We start from the raw sequence: 16,714 nt of genomic DNA on the forward strand, positions 1-16,714 counted from the left end.
GTGTAAAATACATTATTATAGGGTATAAAAAAAGACCATTCTTGCTTTAAGAATGGTCTTCGTATTTCCTGTAAGCTCCTTACTTCTTCGAATCTTCGATCGAAAGCTTTCTGAACTCCTTGAAAAGTTTAGTAAGCTCTAAAGTAGCTTTTCTTGCGCGAGCACCTGCAGCCTTGCTGTTCTTAGTAGAATAAGCCTCTGCGTTTTCAGAGTAAAGTGCAATTTGCTCCTTGATTTGGTTAAGTAATTCTTGCATGGCAATAAATAATAGTTGGATTAGTAATGAAGTTTACTTCGTATTCATCAAATGTCGAGTTGCCATTTGGTGTTTACAAAAGCTAATATACAAAAAATATAATTGCGCAATAGGCCAGAGGCTGCATTATCACTGAGTTTTCGACTTTTTTATTGGATAAACAGCACTTTTTTTTGGTTTTTCTACATTTTGGGGTATAAAGTCTACAAAAAACTCATAACCTAAGCTTAGTATTAGTGGCTGTTTTAACTTGCCGTTACCCGTATGTCGAACGATTCTCTCAAGTGCTCTAATCCTTTTGGGGTGCAATTACCCTTCATATAGTAGTACAAAACTTGCAGAAGCCGTTGGTCGCTTATCATCATTTCTGAGATGGTCTCTTTTCGTGCGAATAGGTTTTCGAGTTGAAAGATGTAGTATCGGCTGGCAAGTTCTACATCTAGGTCTGCTTCGAAGAAGCCAAGGTATACCCCCTTGTTGAAATGGAAGTTCACAATATCAAGGAGTTCGTTGCGCCTTTCCTTGAAGATGTTTTTAATAACAGGCGAATTTGCATAGTTAACTTGTGGCTCGTCGAAGTTGCATAGAGCTTTCGATGTGCTGAACATTGTTTTGGCAATATATACAAGTGCATCTATAGGAGATGTTTGTTCTCCTAGTCCTTGTTTTATTTCTTGCATCTTTCTTCTAGAGATATAGTCTACAACGCTTTCGATCATTTCCTTTTTGCTTTCGAAGTAGTTGTAAAGTGTCTTTTTCGTTATCCCTATTTCTTGTGCTATCTCTTCAACCTTAACGTTTGCGGTTTTCTGCTTGTGGAAAACCTCTGCAATTTTGTCTGTGTAGTAAAGTCTTTTTGATTTCATAAAAATAAAATCGTTTAATGTTCGGTTGTAACTACTGGTACTAGACTTTAAACTCGTGGTAAATCTCTTGGGACGGTTGTTTTTCGGTTTAAGCTTTAGGTACTTTTTTTAAGCATCTTATAGAATTCTAGAATTTGACTTCGAAGAAGTGAGAACGACTTGTCGACATCCTGCGAGTTTACAATAAGGTTGCCAACAAGGCCCACATATAGTGATATAATTGTGTAAGCTGTAATGGCAACATTGATGTCGCTTCGTATTTCCCCTCGTTTTATAGCGTTCTCGAGTACCGTAACTATCTTTTTTTCCTCATCCTTTACATATCGTTCCGTTTTTTCGATAAATCCTTTGTAATGGCGCGATGCATCTCCAAATAGTGAGACAAAGTTTAACGGAGTAAATAGGTTGCTATACGATAGGTAGCTATCTAGTAGCTCTCGTATACATCTTATGTTGTAGTCAAAAAGTTCCTTGAGGGATACCTGGTCTAAATTGCATGCAACCGTGGGTAGTATAAGGTGCTTATCTACAACTGCCTTAAAGAGTTCTTCTTTATTCAAAAAATGGTGATAGAGTGCACCCTTGGTCATGCCAATTGCCTTGCTGATATCGCTGATAGAAACAGCCTCGTAGCTATGTGAAAGGAATAGCTCGTAGCTTTTATCTATTATATGCTCTTTAGTTTCACTCATGAAAAATAATACTGAACGATCGGTATGTAAAAGTATAATGTTTTTTTACTGCTGAATTTGAACACTTCCTTGTTTTTATCAAAGGTGTGTTAAAGTACGCTTGCTAAATGGCTCACCTCCCTAAGTCAATACCCGTATTGTGTGGGGGTAAAGCATACTCGGTACAAGTTTGTAGTTAATGAATTTGGAGTTGTTCGTTCAGGCTCTCGATACATGCATATTGGCAGTGTTTGAGGCTTCTAAAGGCGACCCTTAGTTTTGATGGTTTATGAAGGTGCAGAGTTCATCAACAAAAGCCTCAAAAGAGCTGTAGTTTGTTCCTACAAATGCGACTTTTACGCCCATTTTCTTAACATTTGCAGCCGTATATGGGCCAAAACATGCTACCATAACGGTGTTTAGTTGATCATTTCCTCCTACAAGCTTTGCTAGTCCTTCGGCTTCGGTTGCGCTGGAGAAGATAATAGCGTCAATCCTTCTTTTATGAAACAATGCTTCTATTTCCTTCTTGCTATGAGCCGTTGTTGGTCTTGTAATGTAACCTTCAATTTTTACAGGCTCCATACCTATGTCCTTTAGCCTGCTTAAAAAGTTGGGAATAACATCGGGTTCTGTCAGGTTCTCGATATTAGGCGCTACAACGGCAATTGTTTGCCCATTAGTGCCGGGTATGGTGGCAAGCGCTTTTACAATGCCTTCGGGGCTTGGTTCTTTAGGCGTAATTGCTGCCTTTACGCGATATTGCTGCTGCATGTATTCCGTGTCTTTGCCCATGGTACACACTTTTAGGCTATCTATACTATACCGATGCTTAATAGCACATCCGCAAAAGGCATCGATAGCTTTTCTGCTCGATAGCGCAACCCACCCATACTTATTCTGATTTTGTAGCACCTCTAAGATGGCCGAGTCGTCAGGATTTATTGTGGTTTCGATGGTCGATAGGGGGATAGGCTTTCCTCCCTTTTTCTTTATGGCATCACAGAGCCTTACTGAATAATTCTCAGGTGCTGTGACTAGTATTGTTCTCCCTTTCAGCGAGCATTCCTTTAGGTGTTTGTTTGGAATGGCTTGTGCGTCACAGACGCTCGATAGGGTTGATAGTAGCAATGTGAGTACCGATACTGCTATGTTTTTCATTGTTTAGCCGTATAAAAGGTTCTTGATGGGGGGGCTAGTTCATATGGTAGCCTTGCTCCTTAAGTTCAAGCGATGAGTAGTAGGCGTACTTTTGCGAATCGAGCGGATAGTCCCAGCATCCAAGGCTGTGGTAGATTTCCCCTCCAAATCCGGTTTTAAAGCGGTATAATCCGTAGAGAGGGTGAGATGGCTCAGGTCTTGGCGCCACCCCAAACATATCGTACTCGGTACATCCACGTTCACGGGCAATATTTATTGCGCTCCACTGTAGGGCGTAGGTGGCCATTGCGTTTCGACCTGTCGAAGACGACGCTCCGTAGAGGTATGAGCCTCTGCTACCCGTTATCACAAGAAACATTGCGGCAAGAGGTGCACCTTCTGCTTCGGCAATAAGCAGGATAACATCTGCTGGCGATTGCATATTGTTGGTTTTGGCCGATAGCACCGCCTTAAAGTACTCTATATCGTGAAGGTAGATGCCATTTCGTGCTGCAGTTTCCTGGTATAGCTGATACCATATGTTGATGTGTTCTATACCTACCGATCTCACCGATACCCCTTTTCGTTCCGATAGCCCAATGTTATACCTCGTTTTGGGTTTCATTTGCTCCAGCATTGTAGTTAGATCGTTTTTAAGATCGAGGTATATGGTGTTAGATGGTAGAATGTTGGAGAACGATTTCTTGAATTTCCATCCTACCGTATTCATGTTGAAGCGCAACTCTTGAATGGGGTTTTCCGGTGGCCCAGCCCAATGTCCGTTTTCGTCGAAGTAGCTGGTGTCTTTTGCCCAGTACGACTCCCAGCATAGATCGTACCTAATCATTATACAGTTGGACGGGATATAGGTGCGGAGGCACTCCGAGAGTTCCTCCAGAAATTGTCCTTGAAGATCCTCTTGGGGTTCTAACTCTGGGCCGTAAGGCACATAGGCAATGGAGTGATTTCTATCGAGATGCTGAACAATCACCAAAAGATCGGACTCAACAATACGCTCCTCAACTGCAATGTTGTTAAGGTTCAAACGGTTAATCTTAAAGTTAAGAGCAATAGTTTCAACTCCTAGCATCGTTTTTACAACCGACCAGAATGCTGTTTGCTGGACAATTGAGGTTTTAAATAGTTGGTCCGTTTCTTTGCTGTGTATGTCTGTTAGCATCTCTCTGCATTTAGTTTCAAGCCAAACATAGGCCTAATTTCCCTCGTAAGCAAACCCATCTCCATATTCCATAGCATCCCAAAATATTAGGGATTTTGCATTAAAATACTTCATATTCGAATTGGACAGGATTGTAAGCCGTCCTGTTTTTTCTTAACATTCAAACAAGGGATAAAAAAGGATATACGCTGTAAGACCATAGCTGCACTTCAGGCGAAAAGTCCGATTCGGCCTAGTATGTAGAACAAAGGTGGCGAGACTCTATCCGTAGATAACAGTGGCCTTGGCCACACAGCGTAGGCGAAAATCGCTGAGGTCTTAAACAACCACAAAATGGTAGTCCAACAAGTAAAATACAGTCTTTTCATTTCTTTGGGCACAAAGAAACGAAACAAAGAAAGGCTGTCGTGGCTTAACTCGCAGACTTCGGTGTGGGGCGTTTATCCACAATAAAGGCTTGCTCTCGCATTGGCACTTTACGCTTTTACGAGTGTTGTGGTTGCTTCGTCCGCTTCGAACGGAACCCACAACGGAGATGGTGTGGCCAAGGTCACCGTGTTTATGGAGGAAGGCTGAACTTCGAGGTTGGGTTGCTTGCCGTTTGGTGGTTCTAGTGGTATTATCGAAGCTCCGTAAGCTTTTCTCGAAATAGCTGATGCTATAATTGAAAAGAATAAAACGTTATACGAAAGGCTGTTCCATCAGTTTTCAACTTTTGAAGAAGAACTTGTAAGGAAATCCGCATTTACGTGTGCTACATTATTTCTGCTCCTACGGCACAGGCAAACATCTCCTTTGATGGTATATATAAATTAGTTTTCTTTGATAGGCGTATAAGAGTAACAGAAGTTGCGCTTATAAACTAGTAATATAGAATGCAAAAAGATAAAAATGTTCATTAATAATGAAAAGAAGAATTGGGTTAATAATGGGAGTATTACTTACATTGATAACTCTTACTATGTGCGATAAAAAAGAGTATAATATTGACAATGTTAAGTTTGAACTGATTCATTCAAAGAGAATCCCCAATAATAAAGTAACTGTAGAGATTAAGAAATCAAATTCTGAACATGTACTCCATTTACATTCAGAACCAATGCAAGGGGAGCAAGGCTGGGAGAATACTCGAATTGACACTTCGTTTACAATTGAAATTAAAATATTTAATAAAATAAGTAGAGACCTTACAAACCTTATAAATAGCGATTTCTCAAAATCAACAGATAGAGGTTTTGATGGAACTGAATGTTCAATAATGTTTGAATATGATAACCAAAGGAAGGAATACAACTTTTGGACACCCGATTATGATACTGAAAAAAGGGGATTAACTGAGTATCTTAAAGTTTGTAAACTAATTATTGAAACCGCAGGGTTGAAAACAGAAGGAATATTATAGTTGGACAATGCTTGACACTGTATAGTCAACAAGCGGGTAAAGTAGTAGGCGGTAGATTGCTACTCCGCAGTAGCCGCAGTGTAGGCTGATTGAGTAACGAACTAGTTAATAATAAATAGTCCCAGCAAAAATGGAAAAAGTAAGAATATTTGCAACTCCTTTTTCGAGTATCTATCCATTGTATATACAAAAAGCAGAGAAAAAGGGGCGCACCAAAGAAGAAGTAGATACCGTTATCTTTTGGTTAACCGGATATACTGCGCAAGCGTTGCAAGAGCAAGTGGACAAGAACGTTGATTTTGAGACTTTTTTTGCCGAAGCACCTCAAATTAATCTCAATGTTTCGAAAATTACAGGAGTAATCTGTGGGTATCGTGTGGAGGAGATCGACGACAAACTGATGCAAAAGATTCGCTATTTAGACAAGCTGGTTGATGAGCTGGCAAAAGGAAAGGCAATGGAGAAGATATTAAGGGAGTAGGGGAGAAATCCGATCTGGATAAAGATTGTTGCTGATAAACCTATATAAGCTTTGCAGATGAAAAGCATACTATTTTTTCTTATGGCTTGCCTAATTCATCTTAGTGGATTATCGCAGACTGTCATTAAGAGAGTTCATGTTTCGAAGGATATCGAGCTGGTTAAGCTTTCGGATAATGCCTATGTGCATATATCTTATGCCGATATGGGGCGCTTTGGGCGTGTTGCCTCTAACGGTATGGTGCTTGCAAGCGGGAGAGAGGCCTTTCTCTTTGACACGCCTACAACCGATGCGGCTACAAAAGAGTTGGTGTCGTACTTAAAGGATTCGTTGAAACTACGTGTGGTTGGATTTGTGCCTAACCATTGGCATTCCGACTGTATGGGAGGTTTGAACTGTATAAAGACTAGTGGTATAGAGTCGTATGCATGCCAAATGACTATCGATATCGCAAAGGCTCAGGATTTGCCTGTTCCTGCACATGGCTTTAGGGATTCTCTATTGCTAAATTTTGGAGGAAAGCCTATTTGTTGCTACTACCTTGGGGCTGCTCACTCGTTAGACAATATTGTTGTTTGGATGCCAACGGAGCAAATTCTTTTTGCCGGCTGTATGGTAAAAGGCATAAGCAATATCAATTTGGGGAATACCGAGGATGGCGATGTAACGTCTTACCCTATAACGATTAGGAGGGTGATGGATAAATTCCCGAATGCAAAGCTTGTTGTTCCAGGTCATGGAGCATGGGGAGGTATTGAACTACTAAAGCATACCTACGAACTTGCCAATAGTGGTCGTGCCTCAAAACGTTGATGCAGCATGACGAATTTGGGTTGGAGCTTCTTGTTCGATCTCTGTTCATTAGAGTCTCCATCCTATAGCAGTCAAGCAAAGCTGCAATATGTTACGAAATCGCTAATTGAAAGAAAGAGATAGCTATTAAGCATTAGCCTTGATTGAAGTTGCTTATACCTTGCCAAAAAAGGGATAGGCTGCTACTATTATACATTTCTACTATTGAAATTAGCCTTAATTTGACGGCTATGAGCAGGAGCCTTTGCCAAACAAGAATAACCATAATAATTTCTACTTTAGGTAATATTGGGCTAGAATAGTGTTCTCTCGGCGTAGAATTATTATTTCTATCGTAGTTTAAGGTGAAACTATCCAGGTTTCTGCATATTTGACATCAATGTTTATGCCGTGGAATGGTAATTGGCATAACGAACTTTAAATTGAAAAGCGATAAATGTAACTAGTGCTATATTAGCTGTTCAAATGAGCAACTTAATGGAAAGTAACGCATCTTTTAGAAGTATAATACCAATTCAGGTAAGGTTTAGCGATGTTGATATGCTGGGGCATGTCTCGAATACCGTTTACCAAAATTACTACGATGCCGGAAAGGTGCACTACTTCGACGAGGTACTGCCCGAGATCGACTTCGTTACAATAGGACTAGTTGGGGCATCAATCAAAATAGACTACTTAAAGCCTATTTACATGCGAACAAAAATTCTTGTTGAAACGCATGTTACACACGTAGGGAATAAGAGTCTTACCATGGGGCATCAACTGGTAGAGGAGGAAACCGGCGAGGTGCTATCGACCTGTTCGGTTGTTTTGGTGTGCTACAACATTAAAGATAAGATTAGCATGCCAATACCCGAAAGCTGGAAGCTGAAAATTGCCGCCTACGACAAGGATGCTACTATTAAGTAGAGGTTGACATCCTGAAGGTCTCTGTAGCACCAAGTCGCAGCTATTCCATGTCCATCAGTTTATGCCGTATACCTTACGGTAGTGGTAGCCATAAACGACAAAGGTCATGGCATCGGTAAACAGTTTAGGACGTCGGGCAAGGGTCCAGAATAAGAATTTCCAGAACTCAGTTCGACCCTTTGTCATAATCCCGATGATGAATATCGACTTTGCAAAAGCCGCTAGGTTTGCCAGCTTAAGTTTCTCCTTTCGAAGATTTGTATGTTTGAAGCCCAGCAGGTACTGCCGAACTCTTTTGTAGTAGGGCTTTGCCGAGTAGATGCTTGTTACAATTGTTCGGTATCCCTCGATAAGTTCGTTGTAGCTCATCTTGGGGATAAAGTTGGTGGTAAAGTCGGTGTTGTTACCCGGGCGCTCGTTGATGAGCCTGTTTTCAGATAGAAGCCTATTGTACAGCTTCGTGTTCTTGGGGGCTGTCAGTAGCCCCACCATTGCAGATACTATTCCGCTCTTCTGAATAAAGTCGATCTGTCGTTGAAATATGGATGGGGTATCGCTATCGAATCCAACGATAAATCCTGCAGAGACTTCGATTCCTGCCTTTTGTATTTTCGCTACGCATTGAAGCAGGTCCCTGTTATTATTCTGGATTTTGTTGCAATCCTTCAACGCTTTCTCTTCGGGTGTTTCAATGCCGATGAAGGTATAGGTGAATCCTGTCTCGCGCATAAGCGACAGCAGTTCATCGTCGTCGGCAAGGTTAATTGATACTTGAATGCTAAAGGTAAACGGATAGCCATGCTGCTGCATCCACGCTTTCATTGCAGGAAGCAGGTTATGCTTGACCTCGTGCTTGTTTCCGATGAAGTTATCATCTACAATAAGCACAAAGCCACGCCAGTCTAGCCGGTACAGCTGATCGAGTTCGGCGATAACCTGGTAGGTAGGCTTCATCCTAACCTTATGGCCCAGTAGCGAAGTTATCTCGCAGAAGTCGCAGGCAAACGGGCATCCTCGCGATACCTGAATGCTCATGGTTATATAGTCCTTCATCGATAGCAGCTGGTAGTCGGGGATCGGCGTTTCGGCCATGTTGGCATATTCGCTGGTGCTGTAAACCTTCTTTGGTGATAATCCTTCCTGAATGTCTTTTAGGAAAAGAGGGAGCGTTAACTCTGCCTCATTAAGGATGAAATGATCTACTTGAGGATAGCTCGTGTAATCCTGAGTAAATAACGGTCCACCTGCAATAATCTTCGTTTGGTGCTTTATACACTCGTTAATCACCTTCGCTACGGAATCTTTTTGTGTAATCATGGCACTGACGAAAACGTAGTTGGCCCAGCGGATATCCTCTGAATCGAGCGGCGTAACGTTCATGTCCACCAGCTTCCTATTCCATTCGGCGGGGAGCATTGCCGATACGGTAAGCAATCCCAGTGGAGGAAATGCAGCCTTCTTGGAGATAAAGCGGAGCGCATGCTTTAGGCTCCAGTAGGTGTCTGGATATTTTGGGTAAATCATTAAAATGTTCATAATCCTTAATATGAGTGTTGTAGCAGTGTAAATGTACAACCCGATTGATTTTCGGGTAAAGGGGGTGTCAACTAATATGTGGTAATTATTGGTAATTAGTGGAGGTCGGCATGGTTGCATTACAGATATTATCTTACACAGCCTATTCTTCTAAACGGCCTCGGGCTTTTCACTATATGGTTCAAGTGCTTTAAACAGCTGCTTTGCCACAACTATTCCGAACACGGGTACGTCTAATCCTGCTTTTTTGAATGCCCTTGCCACCCACGTATTGCAGGTGTTCATTAGGTGGTAGCTTCCTTTGGCATTATAGAACTTGTAACCATAGCTGCTGTTAACTTCCTTTGGTGTACCATCGGAACTGCAAACGTACGTTTTGTGGAATACGGTACAAAGCCTATCCATTTGTTTACGGCTTAGACGTATCTTTAAGGTAGGGCAGCCTTTTAGATAGATGCTCGGATGTTGCGTATAACCCTCGATCCGCATCACCGAGGGATTAGGTATGGCAATTGCCTTTAGCGCAAGTAGCGGGTTGTAGTCGGGCGATTGGTAAAACCTTCTATCTCCCCACCCAACATCCACCCAGGCATGCTTCTTAAACTCGGCACACTCGGGCCAAGCACCGAGGTTAACGTCAGCCGTCCTAAGAGATATTCCCGTATGGTACTCCTGCTGAATAACGAATACATCAACCGAATCCGACAGACCGCTTACTTTTTGGCTGCTTATAAGGTAGAGTAGCAATCCTATGGTAAGGTTCATTACGATCATGGCTTATTTCCTCCAAAGCGCTACGGCAACCAGCGAAAGCGTATACGCTCCGGCAGCAACCATCATGACTACTTGAAATCCGGCATGGAGGGCAACTCCCGTAGCCATTACGGTACTTACCACCGAGGCGCAGCTGTTGACACCCCAAGCCCATGGCACCAGCTGCCGGTTGTGCTCTGATAGTAGTTTAATGCCTAGTGGAAAAGCCATCCCCATTGCCAGTGCCGGCATCCCTATCAGCGCAATGGTTAGGGCAAGTTTTCCTGCCATCGGAAGCGATATTGTGCTCCTTAGTAGAAGTTCTACTCCAATTGAATAGGCAAGAATCGATAGAATAATAATGGTAAATACCTTTAGCATTGTGCTCCTGTCTGCTGTAAAGCGTTCGGTGGTAATGCTCCCGATGCCCGAGAAGAGCAGCAAAAGGCTTATTACCGCTGCTGCTGCATAAATAGGCTGACCTAGGTACAGAGTTAACTGCTGGATAAGCACGATTTCCATGAACATAAATCCAATGCCTAGCCCGCTAAAGTAGAGTAGTGTAAGCCAAATGCCTTTTGTTTTTACCTTCAAAAAGAGTAGGGGAACAATGGTTAGGATAAGCGCTGCTGCAAAAATTTGTGCTAATGTTATAAAGACAAAGAAGTATCCGGGCTCTATTCGTATAAGTGCCTCAAGGCTCATTTGCTCTCTTAGTTCGTTATAGCGTGTTGGCTTGAAGAAGCGGTAGAAGTAGGGCTGGTTGTCGGTTGATGGGCTTACGTTGAGCAGATATCTATTTTGAAATTGTTGGGGATCGCCGTAAATAATCGAATCGCAAAAGGATTCGAGCATGTTATCCTTTAGCACATTGAATGAATCCCCTTCTTTTGGGCGAATGCTCTTTGGCAGAATTGGATCGAAGCAGCGTTCCTTGCAAAACAGCTGTATGCTATCAATTTCAGCAGCCAATAGTGGCGATCTCTTTACCAGTAGCACCGCGTTGCTCCACGATCGTGCTACTGCAACATGCTGCTCCGGCATTGAAATTCCTTCTTGAACCAGGATCGTTTTAATGGTTGTAAGCAGTTTTAGCATTACGCGAGGAGGGTAGTCGAGCCAAGCCGCAGACATCAGATAACCGTCTTTGCTCAAGCGGTTCCATCCATCTTTTACGCCCTCAATCGTCAAAAGCGGCTGCTCGTTGGCGGCTAACATTCCGGACATCCCGTCGATGCTACCCACGTTGGGAAATACGATAAGGTTGTATGTTGTAGTATCCGATAGCAGATAGCTGCGCGAGCTGTTCTGCTTTATGGTTATCCGTGGGTCGTACAGCAGCGAGTCGTGCACACTAGCCAGTTCTCCTTTTAGCACTTCTGTTGCTAAAGCATTCGGTTCCACCAGCGTTAGGTCTTTTGCTCCTTTGGTTAAGCAGTATGGGGCAAAAGGTGCACTTCCGGCATCTAGCAGTAGAACTTTATCAGGGGTGCCAATTGAAAATGGAAGCGAGTAGAGGGTATAGTCGTAAAGCAGGGTTCTTTCGCTTGCATTATCCAGCGGAATAGCGCCAAACCAGTTCCCGTTGTTAAAGAGCATCATTGCCTTAGGAGGCTGCTGGGTTGCGCAAAGGCTCAGCCCGGGCGCATGGCGAATCACTTCCGACGATACCACATGCAGCTGCCCGTATGGGCTATTTCTTGTAAGAATAATCGTCGACCCTTACATGGACATCGCCTTGCTAAGGCTCTTATACTCCGATATAGCAGGGCTCTGTTTGTTAACGATGAGGTATCCCGACAGTACGGTGCAGGCCATAAGAAGTACAACGGTTTTTCTTCTATTATGATAGTCGATTACGAGAAATGCTCCAGCTAACGGTAGCAGCGATAGCAGGGGACTTAGCTGCCAAGGTGGGAGCATCCATAGGAGAATGGATAAGAGGATGCCACCTATGGCGGCACCGCTCAAATCGGCAAAGTAAAGACCTCCTATGTGCGAAGAATGCTTGGTGTACACCAACCCGATTGCGGCTCCTCCAAAGAAGAATGGAAGGATGTAGAGAAGGTACATCAGCATTAGTGCACCAATCTCACGAGTGCCGCTAATAACCATAAAAGGGTTGAACCTCGGTGTTATGCTTTGGGTGAGCATTAACTCCGTAGTCATAAATACTGAGCAAAGGGCAAAGAGAATGGGAAGGAGGGTTGTGTAGCGCCTTACGAATAGGGTTCGGAATAGTGATAGCATGGTTCCGCTCGCTCCGAACCCCAGCAGTGCTACCGATATTACCATGTAGGCAAAGTGGCCCCACTGCACAAACGATAGGTACTGCATTAGCGTAAGCTGAAATGCTATTATGGCAGCTGATAGCATGCCTATTGCTACATATAACCTTTTACTTAGCATGCCTATTATGTGAGAATAACAGAGTTTCGGGTTATGGCTGTTTCCCACTCCGTGTAAAGGGGACAAAGGTTACCGGAAGCACGTTTTGCGTGGTAACCTTGTTTCCCTTCTTCTTTACCAGAACAAGATACTGAAGAGTAAATGGTGATCCTATGGGAATGATCATTCTACCGCCATCCTTAAGCTGCTCTATCAGCGGAGGTGGGATAAATTCTGCCGCTGCGGTAACAATGATGGCGTCAAAAGGAGCACGCTCTTTCCACCCGTTAAAGCCATCGGCTATACGTACCGTTACGTTGGAATATCCTAAATTTACCAGCCGCTTTTTTGCAGCGTTTCCTAGCTCTGCCACAATTTCTATGGTATAAACCTCCTTTACTATTTTAGAAAGAACTGCAGCCTGATAGCCTGATCCTGTTCCTATTTCGAGAACCTTATCCGTTGCTTTAGGCTTTATAATTTCCGTCATAAAGGCAACAATGTAGGGCTGCGATATGGTTTGTCCGTAGCCAATAGGTAAAGGCCCATCATCGTAGGCCGTAGCAGTGTAGTCGTCAGGTACAAAGAGGTGACGAGGAATCTCTCTCATTGCCTCAAGTGTAGGTTGGTGGGTGATTCCTCTTGCCTGTATTTGGAATTGAACCATATTTTCTCGCATGCGAATGTAGTTCTGTCCCCTTGCAGGAGAGGATAGTAGTAAAAGTAGTATAACGGATAGTAGTGATGCCTTAGAGCACGTAAAGATGATTCTCGTTCGGTAGCTGGCAACGTGATGTAAGCCGCAAGCAGCCCCTATTCCGAACGCGTGAATAGTACTTGTCCATGTGTAAGTTTGCTTCATCGTCATGTCTTTTAATGAAACACCCCAACACTCACAAGTTACGACGAATCAAAGGTAAAGGCAATTGGATTGCTGATATGAGGAATAAAAATGGGTGCCAAACGATATTTGGCACCCATGCTAGATTCGTATAACGGTATAAATGCTGCTACTTGGTTTCTTTTAGGATAACATCATGCGCACCACCCTCAATGATGCTGGTTGATGATACTAGCGTTATCTTGGCATTTTCCTTGAGGTCGGGAATCGTTGTGGTGCCACAGCTGCACATTGTCGATTTAATCTTGCCCAAGGTTATATCTAGGTTATCCTTTAGCTTGCCAGCGTAGGGCACATAACTGTCTACGCCCTCTTCGAACTTTAGCAGGCTACTTCCTCCCATGTCGTATCGTTGCCAGTTGCGGGCGCGGTTTGATCCTTCGCCCCAGTACTCTTTTACGTAGTTACCGTTGATGATAATCTTCTTGGTAGGGCTTTCGTCGAAGCGGGCAAAGTATCTACCCATCATTATAAAGTCAGCCCCCATAGCTAGTGCAAGAACCATGTGGTAGTCTTGTACAATTCCGCCATCGGAGCATATAGGAACGTAAACACCAGTCTTCTTAAAGTACTCATCTCGTGCTTCGGCTACCTCAATTACGGCAGTTGCCTGTCCGCGTCCGATACCTTTTTGCTCGCGGGTTATGCATATCGAGCCTCCTCCGATACCTATCTTTACAAAATCGGCACCTGCCTCCGCAAGGTAAAGGAACCCATCCTTGTCTACAACGTTTCCGGCTCCAATCTTTACCTTTTCGCCATACTTCTCGCGAACAAACTTTATCGTTTCCTTCTGCCACTCCGAAAAACCATCCGACGAATCGATGCACAGAACATCAACGCCAGCCTCAACAAGAGCAGGTATTCGTTCCTTGTAGTCTCTGGTATTGATTCCGGCCCCTACAATTAGCCTCTTGTGCGAGTCGAGCAGTTCGTTGGGGTTTTCATTGTGGTTATCGTAGTCTTTCCTGAACACGAAGAAGCGAAGCTTTTGGTTCTCGTCAATAATTGGAAGAGTGTTAAGCTTATGATCCCAGATTATGTCGTTGGCCTCGTTGAGCGATACTCCAAGTTTTCCGGTAACCAGCTTTGAGAATGGTGTCATAAACTCCTTTATCTTCTTATCCATAGGGTCCTTGTTTGGACGGTAGTCTCTACTGGTAACAAGCCCTAGCAGCACGCCATTTGATGTTCCATCGTTGGTTATCCCAACGGTCGAAAATCCAGTCTTTCCCTTTAACTCAATAACATCCCTAAGGGTATGCTCGGGCGTAAGGTTGGCATCGCTTACCACAAAGCCGGCCTTAAACTTCTTAACTTTTCGTACCATCTCGCTCTGATCCTCTATTGATTGAGATCCAAAGATAAAGGAGAGCCCTCCGTTTTGCGCCAGCGCAATGGCCATTTTACTGTCGGACACTGATTGCATAATGGCAGATACAAAGGGGATGTTTAGTTCTATATCGGGACTCTGACCTTTATTGAACTTAACCAGCGGAGTTTTTAGGCTTACCTGGTCGGGGTTGCACGTCTTCTTTGTTAGTCCTGGTATTAACAGGTACTCGTTAAACGTTCTCGAGATGTCGTTGATGATGTGTGCCATGTGGTTTTTCTTAATAGATCATCCGGATAAATGAATGCAGCAAGGCGCATCCGCTACTTTTTGCATTGACGGTAAATATAGTAAAAGTTTGCCGTCTGTGCAGCATGTTTATGACGTCGCCTAAGCAATGCAGATGCTTGTTAATCAATAATAAATTCTACGATTCGTCTCTTTACTCGGCTTTTGGATGATGTTTTTGTCGTTCATTTGCTGTTGAGGATTGCTGCCGAATAGTAAAAGTCGCTACATTTACCCGCTAAATTAATAGCCGTGCCTGTATGGTTAAAACGCTCTTTGCTATAATGCTTTCTGCATTTACAGTAGCTTCTTCTTTACAATCGTATTGTCAGAGTTCTGTTTGTGGTAGAGTTTCTTCTCATGGAAAAGGAATTCGTAATGTTGTTGTTACAGATGGCTTTTCTACAACTTTAACAGATAAAAAAGGGGATTACTCCTTGTCTGTTCATCCTTTATCTAAATTTGTGTACATCAGCACCCCATCAGGGTATAGTGCTCCTTTGAATGGAGAAAACCTTCCTCAATTTTTTCAGAAGATAGAAGGGCGTAATGCTAACCGAGTAAACTTTTTGCTCGATAGGGATAGTAGAGGCGATAGCGTACATCGGATCGTTTTTTGGGCCGATCCGCAAGTGCGTAAGCCTTCGGATATGGAGCAACTTCGTGATGCTGTTAGCGATCTCAAGGATGTTGTAGATGAAAACTTAAAGTATGCTTACTTCGGGATAGGTTGTGGCGATATCGTTTTTGATAACCTTACCCTTTTCGGGGAATATAATGCAATAGCAGCAAAGGCAGGAATTCCGTTTTACCATGCGTTGGGAAATCACGACATGGATTACAACAAGCGCTCTGACGAGGGGAGCAGCGCCTCTTTCGAGAAAGCTTATGGGCCTACATACTACTCTTTTAATAAGGGAAGCATTCACTACGTTGTTCTGGACAACGTGTTTTACATAGGTCGAGATCACCTTTACATAGGTTACTTGACTGCTCAACAGCAAGACTGGTTGAAGAAGGATCTTTCGTACCTGCAAAAAGGTAGTACGGTTATTATTGTTCTGCATATTCCATCGGCGTTGGATGCTAACGATTTGGCTAAGTTCGACAGTAAGAATATTAATGCTTCGTTATCAAATAAGGAGGCGTTGTATAGCCTTTTGGAACCTTTTAATGCGCATATTGTTTCGGGGCATACGCATACCATGCGCAATGTTAGCATTAGTGGCAATATATACGAGCATAACGTTTCTTCTGTTTGCGGATCGTGGTGGAATGGTCCGGTTGCACAGGATGGTTCACCTAAAGGGTATTTGGTGCTTGAGGCAAATGGGGACAATCTGAAGTGGTACTATAAAAGCATTGGTTTTCCTTTATCTCACCAAATGAGATTCTATCCAATTGGTGCCAACTCGGAGCAGCCCGAATACATAACCGTTAATGTTTGGGGATGGGATTGGGACTGGAAGGTGTATTGGTACGAAGACGATGTGCGTATGGGCGAGATGGAGCGCTATTCGGGATTAGATCCTTTTACCCTAGAGGCGTACCGTCAGTTAGGAGACAAAAAACCTAAGTGGTTTGGTCCCTTAGAAACCGATCACCTCTTTAAGGCTAAGCCTCGATCGTCAACTGCAAAAGTAAAGGTTGAGGTTGTAGATCGTTTTGGCAATAGCTATTGGGCCGAGTAGGAACTTCCTTCACCCAATTAATGTAAACGTACCGCGTTCCTCAGTAGAATTAGTGATTCTGAGTAGAACGATAAGCCCTATTTATCGCTAATACCCCTTTCGTAGT

General features: G+C 43.3%; 16 protein-coding genes. 5 read left to right on the plus strand and 11 right to left on the minus strand.

The genetic code is table 11. The features are described 5' to 3' along the window. Nucleotides 1–79: 79 nt before the first annotated feature. The 5 genes from CLV25_RS08825 to CLV25_RS08845 form a co-directional block, all read right to left on the minus strand. Complete coding sequence (locus CLV25_RS08825) at nucleotides 80–256, minus strand: histone H1 (protein WP_131839281.1); 177 nt, start codon at nucleotides 254–256, stop codon at nucleotides 80–82. Between the two features lie 245 nt (nucleotides 257–501). Beyond that, nucleotides 502–1,122, minus strand: coding sequence for a TetR/AcrR family transcriptional regulator (locus CLV25_RS08830; protein WP_131839282.1), 621 nt, complete (start codon nucleotides 1,120–1,122; stop codon nucleotides 502–504). A 95-nt stretch (nucleotides 1,123–1,217) separates the two neighbouring features. Further along, a complete protein-coding gene (locus CLV25_RS08835; protein WP_131839283.1) occupies nucleotides 1,218–1,814 on the minus strand; it encodes a TetR/AcrR family transcriptional regulator in 597 nt (198 codons plus the stop codon). A 252-nt stretch (nucleotides 1,815–2,066) separates the two neighbouring features. Next, the gene (locus CLV25_RS08840) at nucleotides 2,067–2,954 is read right to left on the minus strand and encodes a uroporphyrinogen-III synthase (RefSeq protein WP_131839284.1); all 888 of its coding nucleotides are present in this window, start codon (nucleotides 2,952–2,954) and stop codon (nucleotides 2,067–2,069) included. 34 nt (nucleotides 2,955–2,988) lie between these two features. Next, on the minus strand, nucleotides 2,989–4,113 hold the full coding sequence (locus CLV25_RS08845; protein ID WP_131839285.1) for a lipid II:glycine glycyltransferase FemX: 1,125 nt from the start codon (nucleotides 4,111–4,113) through the stop codon (nucleotides 2,989–2,991). A gap of 904 nt (nucleotides 4,114–5,017) precedes the next feature. Between CLV25_RS08845 and CLV25_RS08850 the strand changes: the two genes are divergently transcribed. From CLV25_RS08850 to CLV25_RS08865, 4 genes are all read left to right on the plus strand, one after another. After that, on the plus strand, nucleotides 5,018–5,515 hold the full coding sequence (locus CLV25_RS08850) for a hypothetical protein (protein ID WP_131839286.1): 498 nt from the start codon (nucleotides 5,018–5,020) through the stop codon (nucleotides 5,513–5,515). A 130-nt stretch (nucleotides 5,516–5,645) separates the two neighbouring features. Next, nucleotides 5,646–5,996: a DUF2200 domain-containing protein gene (locus tag CLV25_RS08855; protein ID WP_131839287.1), complete on the plus strand. Its 351-nt coding sequence runs from the start codon at nucleotides 5,646–5,648 to the stop codon at nucleotides 5,994–5,996. A gap of 57 nt (nucleotides 5,997–6,053) precedes the next feature. Continuing rightward, nucleotides 6,054–6,809, plus strand: a complete 756-nt coding sequence (gene bla, locus CLV25_RS08860; RefSeq protein ID WP_131839288.1) for a subclass B1 metallo-beta-lactamase — start codon at nucleotides 6,054–6,056, stop codon at nucleotides 6,807–6,809. Nucleotides 6,810–7,286: 477 nt separating this feature from the next. After that, nucleotides 7,287–7,718, plus strand: a complete 432-nt coding sequence (locus CLV25_RS08865) for an acyl-CoA thioesterase (protein ID WP_165877041.1) — start codon at nucleotides 7,287–7,289, stop codon at nucleotides 7,716–7,718. Nucleotides 7,719–7,772: 54 nt separating this feature from the next. Here CLV25_RS08865 and CLV25_RS08870 read toward each other — a convergent pair whose 3' ends face one another. The 6 genes from CLV25_RS08870 to CLV25_RS08895 all read right to left on the minus strand — a co-directional run bounded on the left by CLV25_RS08870 (nucleotide 7,773) and on the right by CLV25_RS08895 (nucleotide 14,899). Continuing rightward, nucleotides 7,773–9,254: a B12-binding domain-containing radical SAM protein gene (locus tag CLV25_RS08870; protein WP_131839290.1), complete on the minus strand. Its 1,482-nt coding sequence runs from the start codon at nucleotides 9,252–9,254 to the stop codon at nucleotides 7,773–7,775. Nucleotides 9,255–9,404: 150 nt separating this feature from the next. Then, a complete protein-coding gene (locus tag CLV25_RS08875) occupies nucleotides 9,405–10,019 on the minus strand; it encodes a DUF2459 domain-containing protein (protein ID WP_165877042.1) in 615 nt (204 codons plus the stop codon). 12 nt (nucleotides 10,020–10,031) lie between these two features. After that, nucleotides 10,032–11,681 (minus strand): MFS transporter, encoded by a 1,650-nt coding sequence (locus CLV25_RS08880; RefSeq protein ID WP_131839292.1) that lies wholly within the window; start codon nucleotides 11,679–11,681, stop codon nucleotides 10,032–10,034. A gap of 48 nt (nucleotides 11,682–11,729) precedes the next feature. Continuing rightward, on the minus strand, nucleotides 11,730–12,416 hold the full coding sequence (locus CLV25_RS08885; protein ID WP_165877043.1) for a hypothetical protein: 687 nt from the start codon (nucleotides 12,414–12,416) through the stop codon (nucleotides 11,730–11,732). A 31-nt stretch (nucleotides 12,417–12,447) separates the two neighbouring features. Continuing rightward, nucleotides 12,448–13,257, minus strand: a complete 810-nt coding sequence (locus CLV25_RS08890; RefSeq protein WP_207895612.1) for a protein-L-isoaspartate(D-aspartate) O-methyltransferase — start codon at nucleotides 13,255–13,257, stop codon at nucleotides 12,448–12,450. Nucleotides 13,258–13,405: 148 nt separating this feature from the next. Beyond that, complete coding sequence (locus CLV25_RS08895) at nucleotides 13,406–14,899, minus strand: IMP dehydrogenase (protein WP_131839294.1); 1,494 nt, start codon at nucleotides 14,897–14,899, stop codon at nucleotides 13,406–13,408. A gap of 302 nt (nucleotides 14,900–15,201) precedes the next feature. On the opposite strand from CLV25_RS08895, the gene CLV25_RS08900 reads away from it, so the two are divergent. Then, nucleotides 15,202–16,608, plus strand: coding sequence for a calcineurin-like phosphoesterase C-terminal domain-containing protein (locus tag CLV25_RS08900; protein WP_165877044.1), 1,407 nt, complete (start codon nucleotides 15,202–15,204; stop codon nucleotides 16,606–16,608). The last annotated feature ends 106 nt before the right edge of the window (nucleotides 16,609–16,714 follow it).

This window comes from Acetobacteroides hydrogenigenes (assembly GCF_004340205.1).
Taxonomy (GTDB): domain Bacteria; phylum Bacteroidota; class Bacteroidia; order Bacteroidales; family ZOR0009; genus Acetobacteroides; species Acetobacteroides hydrogenigenes.